The sequence below is a fragment of the Streptomyces sp. NPDC002779 genome, from assembly GCF_042888685.1.
In the GTDB taxonomy this organism is placed as follows: domain Bacteria; phylum Actinomycetota; class Actinomycetes; order Streptomycetales; family Streptomycetaceae; genus Streptomyces.
Genome location: NZ_JBIAQC010000011.1, coordinates 149914 through 171053 on the forward strand (window position 1 = coordinate 149914; position 21140 = coordinate 171053).

The following is a 21140-nucleotide window of genomic DNA, read 5'->3' on the forward strand; positions in this document are numbered from 1 at the left end:
TCACAGCCGCGGGTCGACCGGCTCCGACTCCAGCGCCAGCACCCCGAACACCGCCTCGTGCACCCGCCACAGCGGCTCGCCCCCGGCCAGCCGGTCCAGGGCCTCCAGACCGAGCGCGTACTCGCGGATCGCGAGCGAGCGCTTGTGGTTGAGGAAGCGCCGGCGCAGCCGGGTCAGGTTGTCCGGGCGCGTGTACTCGGGGCCGTAGATGATCCGCAGGTACTCGCGGCCACGGCACTTGATGCCCGGCTGCACCAGCCGGCCCTGCGGGCTGCGCACCAGGGCGCCGGCCGGTTTGACGACCATGCCCTCGCCGCCGCGGCCGGTCATCTCCAGCCACCAGTCGACGCCCGCCCGCACCGACTCCGGGTCGGTGGTGTCGACGTGCAGGCGACGCGTCGTCTGCAGCAGGCCCGTGCCGTCGTGCTCCACCAGCCGGTCCAGCAGCGCGAGCTGTTCGTCGTGCGGGAGCGCGGCGAGGCTGCGGCCCTGGACCGCCAGGATCTGGAACGGCGCCAGGCGGACGCCGTCCAGGCCCTCGGTGGGCCAGCAGTAGCGGCGGTAGGCCTCGGTGAACGCCGAGGCGTCCGCGGCCCGTTCGCGCTGGCGGACCAGCAGCCCCGACACGTCGACACCCCGCGCGGCGGTGCCCTCCAGCGCGGCGAGCGCACCCGGGAACACCGCCCCGGAGGCGGCGCCCACGGCCGCGTACTGCGAGCGCAGCAGCCCGGACGCCTTCAGCGACCAGGGCATCAGCTCGGCGTCCAGCAGCAGCCAGTCGGTGGCGAGTTCGTCCCACAGTCCGGCCGCGCCGACGGCCGCGCGCAGGTGACCGAGGATCGTCTCCGTCACCGACTCGTCGTCGAAGAAGGGACGCCCGGTCCGCGTGTACAGCGACCCGGTCGGCCCGTCGACCCCGAACCGCCCGCGCGCCGCGTCCGCGTCCCGGCACACCAGGACCACGGCGCGCGAGCCCATGTGCTTCTCCTCGCACACGACCCGCTCGACCCCGTCCTCCCGGTACTGCGCGAACGCCTCCTGCGGGTGCTCCAGGTACCCGTCCACCTGCGAGGTCGCCGTCGGCGCCATGGTCGGCGGGAGGTACGGAAGCAGCCGCGGGTCGATCGCGAAGCGGCTCATCACCTCCAGGGCCGCTGCCGCGTTCTCCTCCCGGACGGCGACCCGTCCCGCGTGCCGTGTCTCCACGGCCCGGCGCCCGTGCACGTCCGCCAGGTCCAGCGGCCGCCCGTCGTGCCCGCCGGGCGCCTCCGTGCGCAGCGGCCTGGCCGGTTCGTACCAGACCTGCTCGGCGGGTACGTCGACCAGTTCCCGCTCCGGCCAGCGCAGCGCGGTCAGCTTGCCGCCGAAGACGGCACCGGTGTCCAGGCAGATGGTGTTGTTGAGCCAGGTGGCCTCCGGGACGGGGGTGTGGCCGTACACCACGGCCGCCCGGCCCCGGTAGTCCTCGGCCCACGGGTAGCGCACCGGCAGCCCGAACTCGTCGGTCTCGCCGGTGGTGTCGCCGTACAGGGCGTGCGAGCGGACCCGGCCCGAGGTGCGGCCGTGGTACTTCTCGGGCAGACCGGCGTGGCAGACGACCAGTTTGCCGCCGTCGAGAACGTAGTGGCTGACCAGGCCGTCGATGAACTCCCGTACCTCGCGCACGAACTCCTCGCTCTGCCCCGCCATCTGCTCGATGGTCTCGGCGAGTCCGTGCGTGTGCTGGACCGCGCGGCCCTTGAGGTGGCGGCCGAATTTGTTCTCGTGGTTGCCCGGCACGCACAGCGCGTGACCCGACTTCACCATCGACATCACCCGGCGCAGCACACCCGGGCTGTCCGGGCCGCGGTCGACGAGGTCGCCGACGAAGACGGCGGTCCGGCCGTCCGGGTGGACGCCGCCGGCGTAACCGAGCTTGCCGAGCAGCGACTCCAGTTCGGCGGAGCAGCCGTGGATGTCGCCGATGATGTCGAAGGGGCCGGTGAGGTGGGTCAGGTCGTTGTAGCGCTTCTCGGTGACGACGGTGGCCTGCTCCACCTCCTGGACTCCGCGCAGGACGTGCACCTTGCGGAAGCCCTCGCGCTCCAACTGCCGGACTGAGCGGCGCAGTTCGCGGATGTGCCGCTGGATCACCCGGCGGGGCATGTCGGCGCGGTCGGTGCGGGCCGCGTTGCGCTCGGCGCACACCTCCTCCGGCACGTCCAGCACGATGGCTATCGGCAGCACGTCATAGCGCTTGGCCAATTCGATGAGCTGGCGCCGGGAATCCTGCTGGACGCTGGTGGCGTCGACGACCGTACGGCGGCCGGCCGCGAGCCGCTTGCCCGCGATGTAGTGCAGGACGTCGAAGGCGTCCTTGCTGACGCTCTGGTCGTTCTCGTCGTCGGCGACCAGGCCCCGGCAGAAGTCCGAGGAGATCACCTCGGTGGGCTTGAAGTGCTGGCGCGCGAAGGTGGACTTGCCGGAGCCGGAGGCGCCGACGAGCACCACGAGGGAGAGGTCGGTGACGGGCAGGGTACGCCCCTGGTTCTCGGTCATGCGGCCTTCGCCTCCTTGTCGGTCAGCCGGAAGACGGCCATCTGGGTGGGCGGACCCACCTCGGGGTCCTCGGGTCCCACGGGGGTGAACTCCCAGGCGTAGCCGTGCCGTTCGGCGACCTTCCGCGCCCAGGCGCGGAACTCCTCGCGGGTCCACTCGAAGCGGTGGTCGCCGTGCCGGACGTGTCCGGCCGGGAGGGACTCCCAGCGGACGTTGTACTCGACGTTCGGGGTGGTCACCAGGACCGTCCGCGGGCGGGCGGCGCCGAAGACCGCGTACTCCAGGGCGGGCAGCCGCGGCAGGTCGAGGTGCTCGATGACCTCGCTGAGCACGGCGGCGTCGTAGCCCTTGAGCCGGTTGTCGGTGTAGGCGAGCGAGCCCTGGAAGAGCTTCACCCGGGACGCCTGCCGCTCGCCCATGCGGTCCAGCTTGAGCCGGCGGGCGGCGATGGTCAGCGCCCGCATCGAGACATCGGTGCCGACGATCTCGGTGAAGCGGACGTCCTTGAGCAGCGCCTGCACCAACTGGCCCTGGCCGCAGCCGAGGTCGAGGACGCGTGCGGCACCGGACTCCCGCAGCGCGGCGAGGATCGCGTCCCGGCGCTGCACGGCGAGCGGGGTGGGGCGCTCCTCTTCCTCCGCGTCGGCCTCCACGGCGTTGTCGATGTCCTCGACCTCGCTGTCATCGGCCTCGGCGAGCCGCACCAGCTCAAGACGCTCCATGGCCTGGCGCGTCAGCGACCAGCGGCGGGAGAGATAGCGGCTGGTGATCAGCTTCTGCTCGGGATGCTCCGGCAGCCAGCCCTCACCGGCGCGCAGCAGCTTGTCGACCTCGTCCGGCGCGACCCAGTAGTGCTTGGCGTCGTCCAGGACGGGCAGCAGGACGTACAGGTGGCGCAACGCCTCGGCGAGGGTGAGCGCATCCGACTCCAGGACGAGCCGGACGTAGCGCGAATCGCCCCACTGCGGGAACCGCTCGTCGAGGGCCACCGGTTCGGCGGTGACCGTCCAGCCGAGCGGCTCGAACAGTCGCCGCACCAGGTCCGGGCCGCCGCGGGCGGGCAGCGCGGGCACCTCGACGCGCAGCGGGCGGGCCTGTCCCGGGAGGTCCGGCCTGGCCGCGCAGACGCCCTTCATCGCGCTGGAGAACACCCCGCTCAGGGCCACCGCGAGCAACGAGGAGGCGGCGTAGGGGCGGTCGTTGACGTACTGCGCGAGCGCCGCGTCGGGGGCGCCGCCGCGGCCCTTGCCCTTGCCGCGCCGGACCAGCGCCACCGCGTCGACCTCCAGCAGCAGCGCCGCCGTGCAGCGTTCGGCGTCCGCCTCGGGGTAGAGGACATGGGCCGTGCCGTAGGACGTGGAGAACGCCTGCGCCTTCTCGGGATGCTTGTGCAGCAGGTAGCCGAGGTCGGTGGCGGGGCGCTGTGGGGTGCCGGTGGTACTGATCGTCAGGAACATGGGCAGGGCCTTTGAGGCTCGGTGGACGGATGCGCCGCCGTACGACGAAGGCCCCCAGGAGGGTGATCCTGGGGGCCTTCAGGACGACGGTCACACCTTCGCACACCGGGCCCGACCGGCGCCTTTGTTTATTCCTGCGGCCTTACGAGAGCTGCGACTGCACCTGGGAGGAGATGAGGTCCAGGTGGTCGAGGTCGGAGAGGTCCAAGAGCTGGAGGTAGATCCGGCTGGAGCCGGTCTCGGCGTAGCGGCCGATCTTGTCGACGACCTCGGCCGGGGAGCCGGTCAGGCCGTTGGCCTTCAGTTCGTCCACCTCACGGCCGATGGCGGCGGCCCGGCGGGCTACCTCCGCGTCGTCCTTGCCGACGCAGACCACCAGGGTGTTGGAGTAGGTGAGCGCGTCGGCGGGGCGGCCGGCCGCCTCGGCGGCGGCCCGGACCCGGCCGAACTGCCGGACGGTGTCCTCGATGCTGCCGAAGGGCATGTTGAACTCGTCCGCGTACCGGCCCGCCAGACGCGGGGTGCGGCTGGCGCCGTGGCCGCCGATCAGCACCGGGATCCTCGCCTGGGCGGGCTTGGGCAGCGCGGGCGAGCCGGTGAGGTCGTAGTAGGTGCCGTGGAAGTCGAAGGTCTTGCCGGTCTCGGTGGCCCACAGACCGGTGACGATCGCCAGCTGCTCCTCCAGGCGCCCGAACTTCTCCTTCGGGAAGGGGATGCCGTACGCCTTGTGCTCCTCCTCGAACCAGCCCGCGCCGAGGCCGAGTTCGATCCGGCCGCCCGACATCTGGTCGACCTGCGCGACCTGGATGGCGAGCACGCCGGGCAGCCGGAAGGTGCCCGCGGTCATGAGGGTGCCGAGGCGGACGCGCTTGGTCTCGCGGGCGAGACCGGCGAGGGTGATCCAGGCGTCGGTGGGGCCGGGCAGGCCGTCCCCGGAGCCCATGCTCAGATAGTGGTCGGACCGGAAGAAGGCATCGAATCCAAGGTCCTCGGTGGCCTTCGCCACGGTGAGCAAGGTGTCGTAGGTGGCCCCCTGCTGGGGCTCGGTGAAGATGCGCAGATCCATGCCTCCATCCTGCATGGTGGGGCGGTGGTCAACCCCGGCGGTCCCACCGGCCGCGCTCCCCCACGGTCGGGTGAAAAACGTCGACGGCGTGGGCCGGGGCGGGGCCGGGCCAGTGACCCGGTTCGGTGATGATCGTTGGCTCGGGCGGAGCCGGACCGCCCGGCTCCCGCACCGGCCTGTTCGCCGCCGGGCGACACCCGCATCGGTCTCCGCAACCCGGGGCCGGGGGCCGAGGAGGCCGTCATGTCCGAAGAATCCGTGCCGCAGCAGGGCGGGGCCGGAGGCGCCGGGAGCGCCGCCGGTCAGCCGAAGGGGCTGTTGCAGCAGATGGAGGAGCTGATGGCGGCGCTGAACGCGGATCTGTCCGCGCTGGACGCGGAGTTCCAGTCGGCCGGAGGGCCGGGGCGGGGTGCGGCGGCGGGGGTCGTGGAGGACGGCGACTAGGAAGGTTCTCGCCGGGGGGCTTTCCTCGTGGGGGCTGAGGTCGGTGGGCCGGTCAGCCGGCTTCTCTCTGCGCCTCCTGCAACAGCAGTTCCCTGTCCCGGTCGGCCAGTCTGCGGAGCATCTCCAGGACGCGGTCGCGGGACTCGTCGGCCGCGTCGATGGCCTCCATGCACTGCCAGTACGTGGCCTCGTCGTCCGCCGCGCTCGCCAGACCGACGAGGGCGATGCCGACCTCACCGAGCAGCCCGCCCAGGTACATCAGCGCCTGGCGGGCGTCGCCCAGGTCGCCGAGCTGGGCGGCGCGCAGGTCCTTGAGGTCGAGTACGGGGGTGTCGAGCACCCCGCAGCCCCTTCCCGCGAGTTCGGTCAACCCCAGTGCCTCGCCGCGCAGTTCGGGCGGGCCGAAGACCGCGAGCCGGCTGCCTATCGCCTGGGCCAGCGCCTGTGCCTGCCACACCTCGGTCATGATCTCCGGCGTGCGGTCGCTCGCCGCCAGGGCACGCCTGCTCGTCACGATGAGCCGCACCGCGTCCATGCGCTGCCCCCGTCTGCTCCGACGCGCCTCTGGCACGTCTTCCTGAACTCCCTTGTTCACTACCCAGAGTGAGGGGGTGTGAGACGAAAAGCCAGAGGAAGACGGAAATCTGCGGACAACAAATCGGTTTCGGGCGGGTGATTGGTGACTGAGAGTGATATAGGGCTGATCAGCTCCCAGGTGCACGACCGGCCTTACGGCGCCGGGAACCGGCGTTCGTTCCGGTCGATCTTCGCGGCCAGGGCCGCCAGGGGGTCGATGCCGAGCACCTCGCACAGTTGCAGCAGATACGCCAGCACGTCGGCGACCTCGTCCGTGACGCGGTGCGCGGTGTCGGGGTCGGACATCACCCGGGCCGACTCCTCGGGCGTCAGCCACTGGAAGATCTCGACCAGTTCGGAGGCCTCCACGCTGAGCGCGGCGACGAGGTTCTTGGGGGTGTGGTACGGCTGCCAGTCGCGGGCGGCGGCGAACTCGGCCAGCCTGCGCTGGAGCTTCGCCACGTCGAGGGGTTCGGTCACGGGGTCAGGTGTACCACCGTGACGCCGGGCGTTCCGTCGGCCCAGGCCGGGTCGCTGACCGTCCCGACGAGGCGGATGTGGCCGCGGGCGCACATCCGGGCGGCGAGCCGCAGGAGTTCGGTGCGCTGGTGTGGGTCCAGGGCGCGTTCGAGGCCGTCCGTCAGGACGGTGAGCGTCCGCATGGCCGGGGGCACCTCGCCGGGGGCGTCCAGGTCCAGCACGCCGGGGCCGGTGAGCAGGACGAGGGCGAGCGCGAGATGGCGGAGTTCGCCGTCACCGAGGCGGGCGAAGTCGGTGCGGGTGCCGTCGCCGCGGTCCAGCACGCCGCGGACGGTGCCGTCGCCGGGCTGTTCGGCCAGGACGTCCTGGACGGGGCCGGCGCATCCGGCGCGTACCGCGGCGATCAGTTGCTGGTGGCGGCGGGCGCACTCGACGCGGGTGCGCCACAGGACGTCGGCGAGGTTGTCGCAGCCGCCGAGGAGGCGTCCGGAGCCGGTGGGGACGGGGGCGCGCATCCGGTCCGGGTGCGGATCGCAGGGGAAGACCGAGCGCAGGGCGACGACCATCTGCTCGGCGGCGGCCAGGACGCGGCGCTGGCCGTCCGTCTTGCCGGCCACGCGCAGGGGCAGCAGCGCGGTGCCGAGCAGGTCGTCGGGGAGCGGGGCGCGGGTCACGGGCGCGGATCCGGCGGTGTGCCAGGCGGCCTGGACCGTGCGCCGGCCGGGGTCGCGCAGGGCGGTCTCCAGCAGGGTGACGCCGTCGGCCGTCAGCCGCTCGCCGACGATCCGCAGGGCGGGTTCGGCCTGTACGGCGAGGTCGAGCCGGACCGGGCCCTCGGGGCCGTCGGCGGTGCAGCCGATGCGGAAGCCCCGGCGGCGCTGGGCGTCGGGGCGGGCGCCGTCCGGCACGCAGGCGAGGGGATCGGGGAACACGTCCCGCAGTGCGGCGCCCCCGCCGAGCCGGGCCAGCGCCTCGTACGCCCGCAGCGCACTCGTCTTCCCGCACCCACTGACCCCAGCAAGCAAGGTGCACGCCCCTAACGGCACCCGAACCCCCCGATGCCCGGCAAACGCGGAAAGCCGCAACTCGGTGACCTGCGGCCGCTGAGGACGCCGGACCTCCCCGGAGACAGCGCTCGGCCCACCCGAGGGGGACGCGGACGCGCGGGATGTCCGGGGGGCGGTCGGGGTCGGGGGTGGGGTGGACGTGCTGGAGCCGGGTGCGTGGGAAGGGCTCGGGGGCTCCGTCGGCGCGGGCACGCGAGGCGCCGGTGGCTTCGGCGTGCGGGCGGACGCCGGAGAACCCGGCGCGCGGGACAGGCTCGGCGGCTCGCCGTCGGCCACCGTCGAGACGGAGGCAGCGGGGTCTGGCGCGCTCGCGGACTCCTGGGACGCGGTCGCGCGGGATGTCCGGGGGGCGGTCGGGGTCGGGGGTGGGGTGGACGTGCTGGAGCCGGGTGCGTGGGAAGGGCTCGGGGGCTCCGTCGGCGCGGGCACGCGAGGCGCCGGTGGCTTCGGCGTGCGGGCGGACGTCGGAGAACCCGGCGCGCGGGACAGGCTCGGCGGCTCGCCGTCGGCCCGCGTGGAGACGGCGGGGTCCGGCACGCGCAAGTCGGTCGGCTTCGGGGGCGTGGGGGGTGGGGTCATATGCGGACCGTAGGAGGGTGGGGGCGGGGGAATCGTTTCGGTGGTGGGGGGTTCCTACGATCGGGGGACCGGGCGGGTCAGGAGTCGGGGACCGTCGCTCCCTCCATCAGGCCGCTCACCTCGGTGCCGTGCGGGGTCAGCAGGAACACGTTCCGGTCGACCCGGTGCATCCCGCTCGACAGGCCGAAGACGACGCCGGTGCTGAAGTCGAGGACGCGCTTGGCGACCTCCGTCTCCGCGCCGGTGAGGTCGAGGAGGACCGGGATGCCGGCCATCAGCGTCTCCGCGACCTCACGGGCGTCGCCGAAGACGTTGACCCGCAGGACCACGAAGCGGCGGCGCGGCTCGGTCGCCGCCTCGGGAAGCGAGCGGTGGTCCACCGCGGACGGCCATGCGTCCCGGCCGCGCAGGGGTACGACCTGGGCGAGCCCTTCCCACTGTTCATCGGTGACGTCGTAGCGGTTCACCGGCTCCCCCCGAACTGACTGGTACTCAATGCCTGCACCAGCCAATTCTTACGCCAAGTCACCCGTTCGGCCCAACACCGACACGGGCCGGAGTGGTGCGGCCTGTGTCGGTGCCTGTGTCGGTGCCCCGTCAGGCGTGGCAGGTGGGGAGGGCGCCGCCGTTGTAGGTGATCATTTCGCCGAACGCCTCGGCCACGTCCACCGTCCGGCCGGAGGCGATCGCCTCGCGCTCGTCGAGTTCCGCGTAGGCGCGGTGCAGGTTGCCCACGATGCGCTCGAACTCGGTGAGATGGCCGAAGGCGCCCTTGCCCGCCTCCCTGGCCGCCACCAGGGGGGTCAGGCGCTGGGCCCGGCCCTCCGCCGCCACCCGCTGGATCCAGCGCAGGTACTCCGCCGTCTCGTCCAGCACCTCCGGCCCCCGTACCGGGCCGTGGCCGCAGACCACCGTGCGGGGCCTGAGGGCGCGCAGCCGGGCCAGGGTCGCCAGGGAGCCCGACACCGAGCCCATGAGGACGAACGGCGAGCAGCCCGCCATCGCGACGTCCCCGGCGAACAGGACCCGTTCCTCGGGGAGCCACGCCACCACGTCGTCGTTGGTGTGCGCCGGGCCCAGATGGAGCAGGCGGATCTCGCGGTCGCCCTGGTAGAGGCTCAGCTGGTCGGTGAAGGTGAGGTCCGGCAGCCGTACCGACAGCTCTCCCCACGCCACGTCCGGCCAGACCCCCGTGAGGGCCAGGCCGTTGCGCTCCATCTCCGCCCGGGTCCGGGCGTGCGCCACCACCGTCGCGCCCGCGAACGCGCCGTTGCCGTGGGTGTGGTCGCCGTGGTGGTGGGTGTTGACCAGGACCCGGACCGGGCCGCGGCCGAGCCCTCCCACCGCCTCCCGCAAAGCCGCCGCCCGCGCGGCCGTGGCCGCCGTGTCGACGAGGAGCAGGCCCTCGGGACCGGCGACCACACCCGCGTTGCTGAGGCACCAGCCCCCGTCGGGCTGGAGGTGGGCGTAGACCCCGTCGGCGACCTCGGTGAGCTCGGTCCGCAGCCGCGTCGCGGATCCGCTCATGTCACCGCCGTCCAGTACGGGTATCCCGGCGCCGCCCAACTCGTTCCCCCTCCGCCCGTCTGCGTCCAGGCCACCGCCGGCGGCTGGACCGGCAGGGGTTCCACCTCCGCCGGCGCCTCCCGGCGGCCGGACATCGCCAGCAGCACCGTGAGCAGGGCGGAGAGTTCCTCCGGTGTCGGTTCGCCTCGTAGCACTCGTATCACCCGGTCCTCGGTCACTGGGGCTGGTTCCCGTGCTTGCGGGAGGGGCGGTCGGCGTGCTTGCGGCGCAGCGTGCGCAGCGCGTCGATGAGCCGGGCGCGGGTCTCCGCGGGGTCGATGACATCGTCCACCAGGCCGCGTTCGGCCGCGTAGTACGGGTGCATCAGCTCCGAGCGGTACTCCTTCACCAGTTGCTCGCGCGTCGCCTGCGGATCGTCCGAGGCCGCGATCTCGCGCCGGAAGACGACGTTCGCCGCGCCCTCCGCGCCCATCACCGCGATCTCGTTGACCGGCCAGGCCAGGGAGACGTCGCAGCCGATGGAACGGGAGTCCATGACGATGTACGCGCCGCCGTACGCCTTGCGCATGATCAGCTGGACCCGGGGCACGGTCGCGTCGCAGTACGCGTACAGCAGCTTCGCGCCGTGCCGGATGATGCCGCCGTGCTCCTGGCCGACGCCGGGCAGGAACCCGGGCACGTCCACCAGCGTGACCAGCGGGATGTTGAAGGAGTCGCAGAACCGCACGAACCGCGCCGCCTTCTCGGAGGCCGCGATGTCCAGCGCACCGGCCTGCACCATGGGCTGGTTGGCGACGATGCCGGTGACGTCGCCGCCCATCCGGACCAGCGCGCAGACCACGTTGCGGGCCCAGTTCTCGTGGACCTCGAAGAGGAAGCCGTCGTCGACGATCTCCTCGATGACGTCCCGGACGTCGTAGGAGGCGCGCGGGTCGGCCGGGACCATGTCCAGCAGCGCCTCGGTGCGCCGGTCGACCGGGTCGGACTCGGCGACGGACGGGGCGAGTTCGCGGTTGTTGGCGGGCAGCAGGGAGAGCAGGAAGCGGACGTTCTCCAGGCACTCCTCCTCGTCGTCGAAGACCGCGTGGGCCACGCCGGAGGCGGTGGAGTGCGGGTCGGCGCCGCCGAGCCCGTCCATGGTGATCTCCTCGCCGGTCACCGCCTGGACGACGTCGGGGCCGGTGATGAACATCTGCGAGGTGCCGCGCACCATGAACACGAAGTCGGTGAGCGCCGGCGAGTAGGCCGCGCCGCCCGCGCACGGGCCCATGATGACGCTGATCTGGGGGATGACCCCGGAGTTGCGTACATTGCGGGAGAAGATGCCGCCGTACCCGGCGAGCGCGGTGACGCCCTCCTGGATCCGGGCGCCGGCGCCGTCGCACAGGCCGATCACCGGGGCGCCGGCCGCCGTGGCCAGATCCATCAGCTTGTGGATCTTCTGGGCGTGCGCCTCGCCTAGCGCGCCACCGAAGATCCGGAAGTCATGGGCGTACACGAAGGCGGTGCGGCCGTTGATCCGGCCCCAGCCGGTGATCACGCCGTCGGTGTGCGGTCGGCGGGCCTCCAGGCCGAAGCCGGTCGCCCGGTGCCGTCGTAGGCCCTCGGTCTCGGTGAACGTGCCCTTGTCGAAGAGCAGATCGATCCGTTCGCGTGCGGTCAGCTTCCCCTTGGCGTGCTGTGCCTGGGTCGCCCGCTCCGAGGGACCGCGGTGCACCGACTCGCGCAGTTCGTGGAGTTCGGCAGTCCGTTCCCGGAGTGGAGGTGGAAAGCGGTCCATTGACGCTCCTCACAGGTCGTCAAGAGGCTGGTTCAGCCCGTTTTCGGAACGCGTGGGCGACAGAGTGCGTCGCTGAGCTGGAGAGCCGGTGGAGTGGGGCTTAAATGCCACCGCGCGTACCTGGGCGCGAAGACTGGCAGCGCTTGCTCATTCGGGCGTCGAGCCGCACTCGACGACCGGGGCGGACCATGCAGGCGGCCCGGCGGGAGCCGGGGGAACCTGGCGGAAAGGTGTGCCATGACACATGCGTCCGAGGATGGGCACGGCAGAGCCGGTCAGCGGGGAGGGGCGCCGGTCGCCCTGGTGACGGGAGGGACGGCGGGGACCGGGGCGGCGGTGGCGCGCCGGCTCGCGGCCGCGGGCATGCGGGTGGTGGTGAACGTGGCGCACGGCCGGGCGGCGGGCGAGGTGCCGGCGGCCGGGCTGCCCGACGCGCTGTACGTGGCCGCCGACATCGCGGTGCGCGCGGAGGCCGAGGCGCTGGTCGCGGCGGCCGTGCGGCGCTACGGCCGGCTGGATGTGCTGGTGAACTCCCTGGGCGTGCCCCGGCGGGGGCCGCGCCAGGACGCCGAGGTGTGGCGGGAGTTCTTCGACGTGGACGTCGTCGGGACCTGGCAGATGTGTCTGGCCGCGCTGCCGCAGCTGCGGGCGGGCGGGGCCGGGCGGGTGGTCAACGTGGGGCCGGTGGCCGACGGGCGGCCGTCCGGGGGCCGGGGGCCGCGCGCCGTGAGCCAGGCGGCGGCCCTGACCGACCTGACGCGGCTGCTGGCGGCGGTGACCGGTCCGCAGGTCCGCGTCGACGCCGTCGTCCCGGGCCTGACGGCCCCGGTCCGGGCGGAGACCTGCGAGGAGGTCGCGGAGGCGGTGTACGCCCTGCTCGGGCGCCGGCCGGACGCGACGACAGGCCCGACCGGCGCACGGCGCCCCGCGCCCGCGCTGACCGCACCCCGTGCCGCGGGGGCGCGGTCCACCGGTGGCAACAGGGCCTAGGCGCGGCGGGTTTCCGCGAACTCCTTGGCGCGGCGCAGGGTCGCCCTGCTGTTCGTCCCCAGCGCGGCCCGCACCGCCTCGCGTGCCTTGGGGTCCGCCAGGATCACGCTGTGCCGGGACGTGGCCAGCGTCGTGCCGTCCGGCAGCGGGTCGAGGCGCCACTGCCCGGTGTGGGCCACCAGGACCGTGGGGGTGCGGATCTGCTTGTAGACGATGCTGCCGGTGCCGGGCCTGCACACCCGTACCGACTCACTGTGGTGCAGCGTGCCGTCGGGGCTCCGGGTCTCCATCGCCATCCGCTGGATGCCCGGCGTCTCCTCGGTGAGGTCCAGCGAGGCCACGTGCGGCAGCCGGTCCGGCCAGTGGCCTGCGTCGTACAGGAAGCCGTAGACGGCCTCCGGGGGCGCGGCGATGCGCAGGCTGTCCTCGAAGGTGTACGGCGTCCTCGGATTCTCCGCGGCGATCCGCACCCCGGCCAGCTCGGCCGGGCTGTTGTGGTGGAGGGCGTGCAGCACGAAGTGCTCGTCGGTGAACGCCTGGAACTCGTGGTGCAGTTCGAGCAGCGTCTCACCGCCGCCGATGTCCTTGGCCACCCAGCGCCCGCTCATCGACGTCAGCGGCGTGGCCGGGTCCTGCTGGCGGAAGCCGACGGTCAGCGCGTGCGGGTCGAGGGTCCGCTCGGAGGTCCAGCTGCGGATCTGCTCGCCCGCGAACGCCCAGATGCGGATGCGTTCGCTGCCCTCCGTGCGCGGCGAGCCCTCGACGTACTCGGTGTGGATGTTCGGCTCGAACATCAGCGGCCAGACGGTCACATCGGCGACGAGCGCGTGGACGGCCTGCGCGGGCGCCGCGATCCGGGTGGTGTGGACGGTGTTCGGCATGCCGGTTCCCTCGGTGTCGGAGACGGTCAGTGGCTTACCAGGCCGCCGCAGACATTGATCGCCTGGGCCGTGATGGCCGCGGCGTCGTCGCCGACCAGGTGGCCGACCAGGCCGGCGACCTCCTCCGTGGTGGTGTGACGGCCCAGCGGGATCGTGGCGTCGGCGCGGTCCCGCAAGAACCCTTCGGCCGACGGGGTGCGGACGTAGCCGGGGCACACCGCGTTGACGGTGACGCCGGTCGTGGCGAGCTCCAGGCCGAGGGCCTTGGTGAAGCCGACCACGGCGTGCTCGGCGGCGGAGCAGGGGGCGCCGCGGATCACGCCCTGTTTCCCGGCGGTGGAGGCGATGGTGACGATCCTCCCCCAGCCGCGGTCGACGGCGCCGCCCCGGCGGAGCATCTCGCGGGTGAGGCGGAAGACGCTGTTGAGGTTGGTCTCGATGATGTCGAGCCAGAGCTCGTCGGTGAGTTCGGCGGTGACTCCCCCGCCGTCGCGGCCCGAGTTGTTGACGAGGACGTCGAGCCGGCCGTGGCAGGCGACGGCGGCCTCGGCCAGTTCGGCGGCGGCCCGGGGGTCGCGGACGTCGGCGGCCATGCCGTCCGCCTTCACGCCCTTGGCGCGCAGCGCGGCGACGGTCCCGGCGACCGCGTCCGCGTCGCGCGCGCAGACGTACAGGTCGAAGTCGTCCTCGGCGAGGCGTTCGGCGACGGCCCGTCCGATACCGCCGGTCGCGCCGGTCACCAGCGCGGTGCGGTGCGGCCGGTCGCGGCCCCGCGGGCCGCCGCCCAGGGCGCCCGCCCAGGAGCCGGGCACGGCCCTGCCCATCGTCATCGCACCACCACCGCGGCCGAGTTGAATCCGCCGTATCCCCGGGCCAGCACCAGCGCGGCGCGCAGCTCGACCGGGCGGGGGGCACCGGTGACCAGGTCGAGGTGCCAGACGTCCTTGGGCCGGTCCACGTGCACCGCCGGCGGCAGCACCCCCTCGCGCAGCGCCAGCAGCGCCGCCACCAGGTCGAGCGCGGAGCCGCCGGCGCCGATCCGTCCGGTCATCGTCTTCGGCACCGCGACCGGGACGCCGTACGGCCCGAAGAGCGCTTCGATCACCTCGGCCTCGGCCGCGTCCAGCGCGGGCACCCCGGAGGCGTCGGCGAAGACGGCGTCGATGTCGTCCGGGGTCAGTCCGGCGTCGGCGAGCGCGAGCCGGGCGGCGAGGCCGAGGTTGCCGGGCCCGGTCGGCGGATCGAAGGCGGCGGCGTACCCGGCGACCTCGCCGAGCACCTGCGCGCCCCGCCGCTCGGCGGCCTGCCGCTCCTCCAGTACGACGTAGGCGGCGCCCTCGCCGGGGACGTAACCGGAGGCATCGGGGTGGAAGGGCAGGTAGGCACGGGCCGGGTGGGTGTGCGGGCTGACCTGTCCGGTGGCGAGGTGGCCCGCCCAGCCCAGCGGGCACAGTCCCGCGTCGGAGCCGCCGGCCAGCAGCACCTGGGTGCCGTCGCCGAGCCGCCGCCGGGCCTGGCCCACCGCGTCCAGTCCCCCGCACTGTTCGGTGACCAGGGTGCCGCTCGGGCCGCGCATCCCGTGCCGGATGGAGACCTGGCCGGTGCAGGCGGCGTAGAACCAGGCGAAGGACTGGTAGGCGCTGACGCTGTCGCTGCCGGTGCGCCACAGGGCGCCCATCTCGTGCTGCCCGAACTCGTAGCCGCCGGCCGAGCTGGCGGTGAACACGCCGGCGCCGGACTCCTCCAGCGCGGCGGGGTCGACGTCGGCGTCGTACAGGGCCTCGGCGGCGGCGGCGAGCGCGAGCCGGGTGAAGCGGGCGGTCTGCGGCAACAGCCTGCTGGGCACGTGCTGTTCGGCCACGAAGGAGGTGACCTCACCGGCGACCGGGACGCGGTTGACGGGGGCGTCGCGGGCCGGGCGCAGGGCGCTGACCCCGCGCAGGGTCGCCTCCCACCAGGCGCGGGTGCCGACGCCGTTGGGGGCGACGACACCGAGTCCGGTGACGGCCGCGCGCACCCGGGCGGGCGGGGCCGGGACGGGTTCGGGGGTCATTCGGGCTTCCTCAGGACGAGGGCGCTCTGCAGGCCGCCGAAGCCGCTGCCCACGCTGAGGACGGTCTTGAGGGGCTGAGCCCGCGCGGTCAAGGGCACGTAGTCGAGATCGCATTCCGGGTCCGGGGTGTGAAGGTTCGCGGTCGGCGGGATGGCGCCGTGCTCCAGGGCCAGGGCGCAGGCGGCCGCCTCCAGGGAACCGATGGCGCCCAGCGAGTGGCCGATCATCGACTTGATGGAGCTGACCGGTACGTCGTAGGCGTGCGGGCCGAGGCCGATCTTCAGCGCGTTGGTCTCGTGGACGTCGTTCTGCCGGGTCCCGGAGCCATGGGCGTTGACGTAGTCGACGGCGTCGGCGGGCAGCCGGGCCTCGTCCAGGGCGGCGGCGACGGCGGCGGCGAGTTCGGTGCCGTCCGGGCGCAGTCCGGTCATGTGGTAGGCGTTGCCGCGGGTGGCGAACCCGGCGACCTCGGCGTAGACGTGCGCGCCGCGGCGGCGGGCGTGCTCCTTCTCCTCCAGGACGAGGACGGCGCCGCCCTCGCCGAGCACGAATCCGTCGCGGTTCAGGTCGAAGGGCCGGGACGCCTCGGCGGGTTCGTCGCCCTGGTACGGCGTGGTGGCCTTGATGGCGTCGAAGGAGGCCGCGGTGATGGCGCACACGGGCGCCTCGGCCGCCCCGGCGAGCATCACGTCGGCCGATCCCTCCGCGATGATCCCGGCGGCGTGGCCGAGGGCGTCGAGCCCCGAGGTGCAGCCGGTGGAGACCATCGCGACCGGACCCTGCGCGGCGACGGTCCAGGCGACCTCGCGGGCGAGCGCGCTCGGCACCATGTAGTCGTACAGCTGCGGGACGGCATAGCGGGTGTCGGTGCGCCAGTCGCGGCCCTCGTCGCTGAGCAGCGGGTAGGCCGCGTCCAGGCTGGTGGCCGCGCCGACCGCGCAGCCGATGCTGACGCCGGTGCGCAGCGGGTCCAGACCGCCGAGCGCGAGGCCGCTGTCGGCGACCGCCTCCCAGGCACTGACCACGGCGAACTGCGCCGAGCGGTCCATGCGGTGGATCTCCCGGACCCCGAGTCCGGCGGCCGCGGGGTCGAAGTCGACCTCGGCGGCGACCCGGGAGCGGTAGCCGGAGGCGTCGAAGAAGGTGATGTGCCGGGTCGCGGCCCGGCCGCCGGTGAGCAGCGCCCAGTAGTCCTTGGTGCCGATGCCACCGGGGGCGACCACACCCAGCCCGGTGATCACTGCGCGTCGGGTCATGCGGCGATGGTCGAGGCGCAGGCTCAAGGGGTGGTGGAGGGGTGCCCGACCTGGCCGACGGGCGTACGTCGGCACACCCTCCCCCGGTGCACCGCTTCTTGACCACCCCTCTAGGCGACCTACCGACACTGCAACCGCCGTGGGCACCCCACGAGAGAGAGGTAGAGGCTCGGTGACTGCAGCTCCTCACCCCAGCATCCATCCACCGGCGGCCTCGGACGCTTCCTCGCGGACCGAGCGACTGTCCCGTGTGGTCATCCGGTTCGCAGGCGACTCCGGAGACGGCATGCAGCTGACGGGTGACCGATTCACGTCGGAGACCGCCTCGTTCGGCAACGACCTGTCGACCCTGCCGAACTTCCCCGCCGAGATCCGTGCCCCCGCCGGCACCCTGGGCGGCGTCTCCTCCTTCCAGCTGCACTTCGCGGACCACGACATCCTCACGCCCGGCGACGCCGTGGACGTGCTGGTGGCCATGAACCCGGCGGCCCTGAAGACCAACCTGGGCGACCTGCGCCCCGGCGGCGAACTCCTCGTCAACAGCGACGAGTTCGACTCCCGGGCGCTGGCCAAGGCCGGGTACGACACCTCCCCCCTGGACGACGACTCGCTCCAGGGCTACCGCCTGCACCCGGTGCCGCTGACCAGCCTCACCGTCGAGGCGCTGAAGCAGTTCGGGCTGACCCGCAAGGAGGCCCAGCGCGCCAAGAACATGTTCGCGCTCGGTCTGCTGTCCTGGATGTACCACCGGCCCACCGAGGGCACCGAGCGGTTCCTGCGGACGAAGTTCGCCAAGAAGCCGGAGATCGCGGCCGCCAACGTGGCCGCGTTCAAGGCCGGCTGGAACTTCGGCGAGACGACGGAGGACTTCGCGGTCTCCTACGAGATCGCCCCGGCGGCGAACACGTTCCCGTCCGGCACCTACCGCAACATCTCCGGCAACCTCGCCCTGTCCTACGGTCTGCTCACCGCGGCCCGGCAGGCGGACCTGCCGCTCTTCCTGGGCTCGTACCCCATCACTCCGGCCTCCGACATCCTGCACGAGCTGAGCCGGCACAAGAACTTCGGGGTGCGGACCTTCCAGGCGGAGGACGAGATCGCGGCGGCCGGCGCGGCGCTCGGCGCGGCGTTCGGCGGTTCGCTGGCGGTGACCTCCAACTCGGGCCCCGGGATGGCGCTCAAGAGCGAGACGATCGGTCTGGCCGTCGCCCTCGAACTGCCCATGGTCATCGTCGACATCCAGCGCGGCGGCCCCTCAACGGGCCTGCCGACCAAGACCGAGCAGGCCGACCTGCTCCAGACGATGTACGGGCGCAACGGCGAGGCTCCGGTGCCGATCGTGGCGCCGCAGACACCCGCCGACTGTTTCGACGCGGCGCTGGAGGCGGTCCGCATCGCCGTGACCTACCGCACCCCGGTCTATCTGCTCAGCGACGGCTACCTGGCCAACGGCACCGAGCCGTGGCGGATCCCCGAGCTGCACGAACTGCCGGACCTGCGGGTGAACTTCGCCGACGGGCCCAACCACACGTTGGGGGACGGCACCGAGGTCTTCTGGCCGTACAAGCGCGACCCGCTGACCCTGGCCCGCCCCTGGGCGATCCCGGGCACCCCGGGTCTGGAGCACCGCGTCGGCGGCATCGAGAAGCAGGACGGCACGGGCGACATCTCCTACGACCCGGCCAACCACGACTTCATGGTGCGCACCCGGCAGCGGAAGATCGACGGCGTCTGGGTGCCCGACCTGGAGGCCGACGACCCGCACGGCGCCGACACCCTGGTGCTGGGCTGGGGTTCGACCTACGGCCCGGTCACCGCGGCCGTGCGCCGGCTGCGCACCGCCGGGGAGCGGATCGCGCAGGCGCATCTGCGCCATCTCAGCCCCTTCCCGCGCAACCTCGGCGAGGTCCTCGGGCGTTACCGGCGGGTCGTGGTCCCCGAGATGAACCTCGGCCAGCTCGCGGCCCTGCTGCGTGCCCGGTACCTGGTCGACGTACGCAGCCACACCCAGGTGAGCGGCATGCCCTTCAAGGCGGAGCAGCTCGCCGCGGTCCTGAAGGAGGAGATCCATGCCGGCTGACCTGCTCGCCCGTGACTTCAAGTCCGACCAGGAGGTGCGCTGGTGTCCCGGGTGCGGTGACTACGCGATCCTCGCGGCCGTGCAGGGCTTCATGCCCGAGCTCGGGGTGGCACGGGAGAACATCGTCTTCATCTCCGGGATCGGCTGCTCCTCGCGCTTCCCGTACTACATGAACACCTACGGCATGCACTCCATCCACGGCCGTGCCCCGGCGATCGCCACCGGCCTGTCCGTGACCCGGCCGGACCTGAGCGTGTGGGTGGTGACCGGCGACGGCGACGCGCTGTCCATCGGCGGCAACCATCTGATCCACGCCCTGCGCCGCAATGTGAACCTCAAGATCCTGCTGTTCAACAACCGCATCTACGGCCTGACCAAGGGCCAGTACAGCCCGACCAGCGAACTGGGGAAGATCACCAAGTCGACGCCGATGGGCTCGCTCGACGCGCCCTTCAACCCGGTGTCGCTGGCGCTCGGCGCCGAGGCCACCTTCGTGGCCCGGACCGTCGACTCCGACCGCAAGCACCTCACCGAGGTGCTGCGCGCGGCCCATCAGCACCCGGGCACCGCGCTGGTGGAGATCTACCAGAACTGCAACATCTTCAACGACGGCGCCTTCGAGGTCCTCAAGGACAAGCAGCAGGCGCAGGAGTCGGTGATCCGGCTGGAGCACGGCCGGCCCGTCCGCTTCGGTGCGGACGGCGCCAAGGGTGTCGTGCGCGACCCGGCCACCGGCGATCTGGAGGTGGTCGAGGTGACCGGCGAGAACGAGGACCGCGTCCTCGTCCACGACGCCCACGCGGCCTCTCCCACCACCGCCTTCGCGCTGTCCCGGCTCGCGGATCCGCAGACCCTGCACCACACGCCGATCGGTGTCTTCAGGGACATCGAACGGCCGGTCTACGACCGGCAGTTGGCCGACCAGCTGGAAGCCGCGGTCGAACAGCACGGCAAGGGCGACCTCGCGGCCGTCCTGGCAGGCAGCGACACATGGAGCCGCTGATCCGTTCCCGCCCCACCCGTATGTAAGGAGACCCAGTGAGCTTCGCAGCTGCCGCCAACTCCGAGTGGCTGACCACGACAGTGATCGGCGGCGTCGCGCTGACGCTGCTGGTGGGTGTGGCCTTCGCGGTCTGCGCCCGGCGCTTCGGCCAGCCGGCCGTGGTCGGTGAGATCGCCGCGGGCATCTGCCTGGGCCCCAGTCTGCTCGGTCTGCTGCCCGGCGATCTCCCGAACCAGTTCTTTCCGCCCGAGGCACGCGCCCATCTGGGCACCGCCGCCCAGATCGGCCTGATCCTCTTCATGTTCGTCATCGGCTGGGAGTTCGACGGCACCAGCTTCAGCGGACGCCGCAAGTCCACCGGCATCATCTGGCTGAGCTCGATCGCCTGCCCGCTCGCCCTCGGCATGGGCCTCGCCGCGCTGATCTACGGCACCTACGGCACGGTGAACGGCAAACAGGTGGGGATGTTCGAGTTCACCCTCTACCTCGGCGTGGCCATGTCGATCACGGCCTTCCCGGTGCTGGCCCGCATCGTCGCCGACCAGGGCCTGCAGTTCAGCCGGGCCGGAGCGCTCTCGCTGGCGCTGGCCGCGGCCGACGACGTCCTGGCGTGGTGCATGCTCGCCCTGGTCGTGGCGCTGGTGACGGCCACCGGCACGGGCGCGTTCATCACGATGCTGCTGTGGTCGCTGGTGTACGTGGCCGGCATGCTGTGGATCGTCAAGCCGCTGCTGCGCAAGGCCACCGCGAAGATGCGGGACTCGGCGATGCAGTACGTCATGGTGATCGCCGCCTGCGGTGCCTTCGGCTCCGCCTGGCTCACCTCCGAGATCGGCATCCACGCCATCTTCGGCGCGTTCTTCTTCGGCCTGGTCATGCCCCGGGACCGCAGGCTGATGCAGTCGGCCTTCGGCCCGACCGAGAAGGCCAGCAAGCTGCTGCTGCCCCTGTTCTTCGTGGTGACCGGCCTGTCCGTCGACCTCACCACGATCACCGGCGGCGGCCTGATGGTGATGCTCGCCGTGATCGCGGTGGCCTGCATCGGCAAGCTCGGCGGTGTGGCGATCCCGGCCAAGCTGACCGGGATGAACTGGCGCGACGCCACCGTGCTCGGGCTGCTGATGAACACCCGTGGCCTGACCGAGCTGGTGATCCTCAACGTCGGTCTCCAACTCGGCCTGCTCTCCGTCGAGTTGTTCAGCGCCATGGTGATCATGGCCCTGGTCACCACCGCGATGGCCGCGCCGCTGCTGACCCGGCTGCTGGCCAGGCCCAACGAGCGCGCCCATGAGGAGCTGCTGAGGTCCCGTCCCGCGGTTTCCGCGCTCTCCTCCCCAAAGTGACTGAAAGGCAGGCACGCACC

Annotated in this window: 20 protein-coding genes; 6 read left to right on the forward strand and 14 right to left on the reverse strand. The window is 72.6% G+C overall.

Annotation, left to right across the window (positions count from 1 at the left end; all coding sequences use genetic code 11):
- The 3 genes from ACFYW5_RS28510 to ACFYW5_RS28520 form a co-directional block, all read right to left on the reverse strand.
- Positions 1-2538, reverse strand: a complete 2538-nt coding sequence (locus tag ACFYW5_RS28510) for a polynucleotide kinase-phosphatase (RefSeq protein ID WP_389419955.1) — start codon at positions 2536-2538, stop codon at positions 1-3.
- On the reverse strand, positions 2535-3995 hold the full coding sequence (locus tag ACFYW5_RS28515) for a 3' terminal RNA ribose 2'-O-methyltransferase Hen1 (RefSeq protein ID WP_389419956.1): 1461 nt from the start codon (positions 3993-3995) through the stop codon (positions 2535-2537). Before ACFYW5_RS28515 ends, ACFYW5_RS28510 begins: the two co-directional genes overlap by 4 nt.
- A 142-nt stretch (positions 3996-4137) precedes the next feature.
- Positions 4138-5061: an LLM class F420-dependent oxidoreductase gene (locus tag ACFYW5_RS28520; protein WP_389419957.1), complete on the reverse strand. Its 924-nt coding sequence runs from the start codon at positions 5059-5061 to the stop codon at positions 4138-4140.
- 243 nt (positions 5062-5304) lie between these two features.
- On the opposite strand from ACFYW5_RS28520, the gene ACFYW5_RS28525 reads away from it, so the two are divergent.
- Entirely contained in the window at positions 5305-5505 is a 201-nt protein-coding gene (locus tag ACFYW5_RS28525) for a hypothetical protein (protein WP_389419958.1), read from the forward strand.
- Between the two features lie 52 nt (positions 5506-5557).
- On the opposite strand, the gene ACFYW5_RS28530 is transcribed toward ACFYW5_RS28525, so the two are convergent.
- The 3 genes from ACFYW5_RS28530 to ACFYW5_RS28540 all read right to left on the reverse strand — a co-directional run bounded on the left by ACFYW5_RS28530 (position 5558) and on the right by ACFYW5_RS28540 (position 7820).
- Positions 5558-6040: a DUF6099 family protein gene (locus ACFYW5_RS28530; protein WP_389420085.1), complete on the reverse strand. Its 483-nt coding sequence runs from the start codon at positions 6038-6040 to the stop codon at positions 5558-5560.
- Positions 6041-6234: 194 nt separating this feature from the next.
- The gene (locus ACFYW5_RS28535; protein WP_389419959.1) at positions 6235-6561 is read right to left on the reverse strand and encodes a nucleotide pyrophosphohydrolase; all 327 of its coding nucleotides are present in this window, start codon (positions 6559-6561) and stop codon (positions 6235-6237) included.
- On the reverse strand, positions 6558-7820 hold the full coding sequence (locus ACFYW5_RS28540; RefSeq protein ID WP_389419960.1) for an ATP-binding protein: 1263 nt from the start codon (positions 7818-7820) through the stop codon (positions 6558-6560). The genes ACFYW5_RS28535 and ACFYW5_RS28540 overlap by 4 nt, the downstream gene beginning before the upstream one ends.
- Here ACFYW5_RS28540 and ACFYW5_RS28545 point away from each other — a divergent pair.
- The gene (locus tag ACFYW5_RS28545; protein ID WP_389420090.1) at positions 7768-8220 is read left to right on the forward strand and encodes a hypothetical protein; all 453 of its coding nucleotides are present in this window, start codon (positions 7768-7770) and stop codon (positions 8218-8220) included. The two genes, ACFYW5_RS28540 and ACFYW5_RS28545, sit on opposite strands and share 53 nt — an antisense overlap.
- Before the next feature lie 64 nt (positions 8221-8284).
- Here ACFYW5_RS28545 and ACFYW5_RS28550 read toward each other — a convergent pair whose 3' ends face one another.
- The 4 genes from ACFYW5_RS28550 to ACFYW5_RS28565 form a co-directional block, all read right to left on the reverse strand.
- Positions 8285-8674, reverse strand: a complete 390-nt coding sequence (locus tag ACFYW5_RS28550; RefSeq protein WP_389419961.1) for a cell division protein SepF — start codon at positions 8672-8674, stop codon at positions 8285-8287.
- Positions 8675-8804: 130 nt separating this feature from the next.
- Positions 8805-9734, reverse strand: a complete 930-nt coding sequence (locus tag ACFYW5_RS28555; protein ID WP_389419962.1) for an MBL fold metallo-hydrolase — start codon at positions 9732-9734, stop codon at positions 8805-8807.
- Positions 9731-9928 carry an acyl-CoA carboxylase subunit epsilon gene (locus ACFYW5_RS28560; RefSeq protein ID WP_389419963.1) on the reverse strand — a complete coding sequence of 66 codons (198 nt, stop codon included), beginning with the start codon at positions 9926-9928 and terminating at the stop codon, positions 9731-9733. Before ACFYW5_RS28560 ends, ACFYW5_RS28555 begins: the two co-directional genes overlap by 4 nt.
- 20 nt (positions 9929-9948) lie before the next feature.
- The gene (locus tag ACFYW5_RS28565; protein WP_389419964.1) at positions 9949-11514 is read right to left on the reverse strand and encodes an acyl-CoA carboxylase subunit beta; all 1566 of its coding nucleotides are present in this window, start codon (positions 11512-11514) and stop codon (positions 9949-9951) included.
- A gap of 237 nt (positions 11515-11751) precedes the next feature.
- On the opposite strand from ACFYW5_RS28565, the gene ACFYW5_RS28570 reads away from it, so the two are divergent.
- The gene (locus tag ACFYW5_RS28570; RefSeq protein WP_389419965.1) at positions 11752-12504 is read left to right on the forward strand and encodes an SDR family oxidoreductase; all 753 of its coding nucleotides are present in this window, start codon (positions 11752-11754) and stop codon (positions 12502-12504) included.
- Here the strand turns inward: ACFYW5_RS28570 and ACFYW5_RS28575 are convergent.
- Genes ACFYW5_RS28575 through ACFYW5_RS28590 form a run of 4 tightly spaced genes read right to left on the reverse strand, consistent with a single transcriptional unit; the run spans position 12501 to position 16694 of the window.
- Complete coding sequence (locus ACFYW5_RS28575; protein WP_389419966.1) at positions 12501-13385, reverse strand: aromatase/cyclase; 885 nt, start codon at positions 13383-13385, stop codon at positions 12501-12503. The genes ACFYW5_RS28570 and ACFYW5_RS28575 overlap by 4 nt on opposite strands.
- Before the next feature lie 26 nt (positions 13386-13411).
- Positions 13412-14209: an SDR family NAD(P)-dependent oxidoreductase gene (locus tag ACFYW5_RS28580; protein ID WP_389420086.1), complete on the reverse strand. Its 798-nt coding sequence runs from the start codon at positions 14207-14209 to the stop codon at positions 13412-13414.
- A 2-nt stretch (positions 14210-14211) separates the two neighbouring features.
- Positions 14212-15438: a beta-ketoacyl synthase N-terminal-like domain-containing protein gene (locus ACFYW5_RS28585; RefSeq protein WP_389419967.1), complete on the reverse strand. Its 1227-nt coding sequence runs from the start codon at positions 15436-15438 to the stop codon at positions 14212-14214.
- Entirely contained in the window at positions 15435-16694 is a 1260-nt protein-coding gene (locus ACFYW5_RS28590; protein ID WP_389419968.1) for a beta-ketoacyl-[acyl-carrier-protein] synthase family protein, read from the reverse strand. Before ACFYW5_RS28590 ends, ACFYW5_RS28585 begins: the two co-directional genes overlap by 4 nt.
- Before the next feature lie 196 nt (positions 16695-16890).
- Here ACFYW5_RS28590 and ACFYW5_RS28595 point away from each other — a divergent pair, with 196 nt between their 5' ends.
- The 3 genes from ACFYW5_RS28595 to ACFYW5_RS28605 are packed head-to-tail and all read left to right on the forward strand — an operon-like array spanning position 16891 to position 21120.
- The gene (locus ACFYW5_RS28595; RefSeq protein WP_389420087.1) at positions 16891-18774 is read left to right on the forward strand and encodes a 2-oxoacid:acceptor oxidoreductase subunit alpha; all 1884 of its coding nucleotides are present in this window, start codon (positions 16891-16893) and stop codon (positions 18772-18774) included.
- The gene (locus tag ACFYW5_RS28600; RefSeq protein ID WP_389419969.1) at positions 18764-19777 is read left to right on the forward strand and encodes a 2-oxoacid:ferredoxin oxidoreductase subunit beta; all 1014 of its coding nucleotides are present in this window, start codon (positions 18764-18766) and stop codon (positions 19775-19777) included. The genes ACFYW5_RS28595 and ACFYW5_RS28600 overlap by 11 nt, the downstream gene beginning before the upstream one ends.
- Positions 19778-19812: 35 nt before the next feature.
- The gene (locus ACFYW5_RS28605) at positions 19813-21120 is read left to right on the forward strand and encodes a cation:proton antiporter (RefSeq protein ID WP_389419970.1); all 1308 of its coding nucleotides are present in this window, start codon (positions 19813-19815) and stop codon (positions 21118-21120) included.
- Positions 21121-21140: the final 20 nt, after the last annotated feature.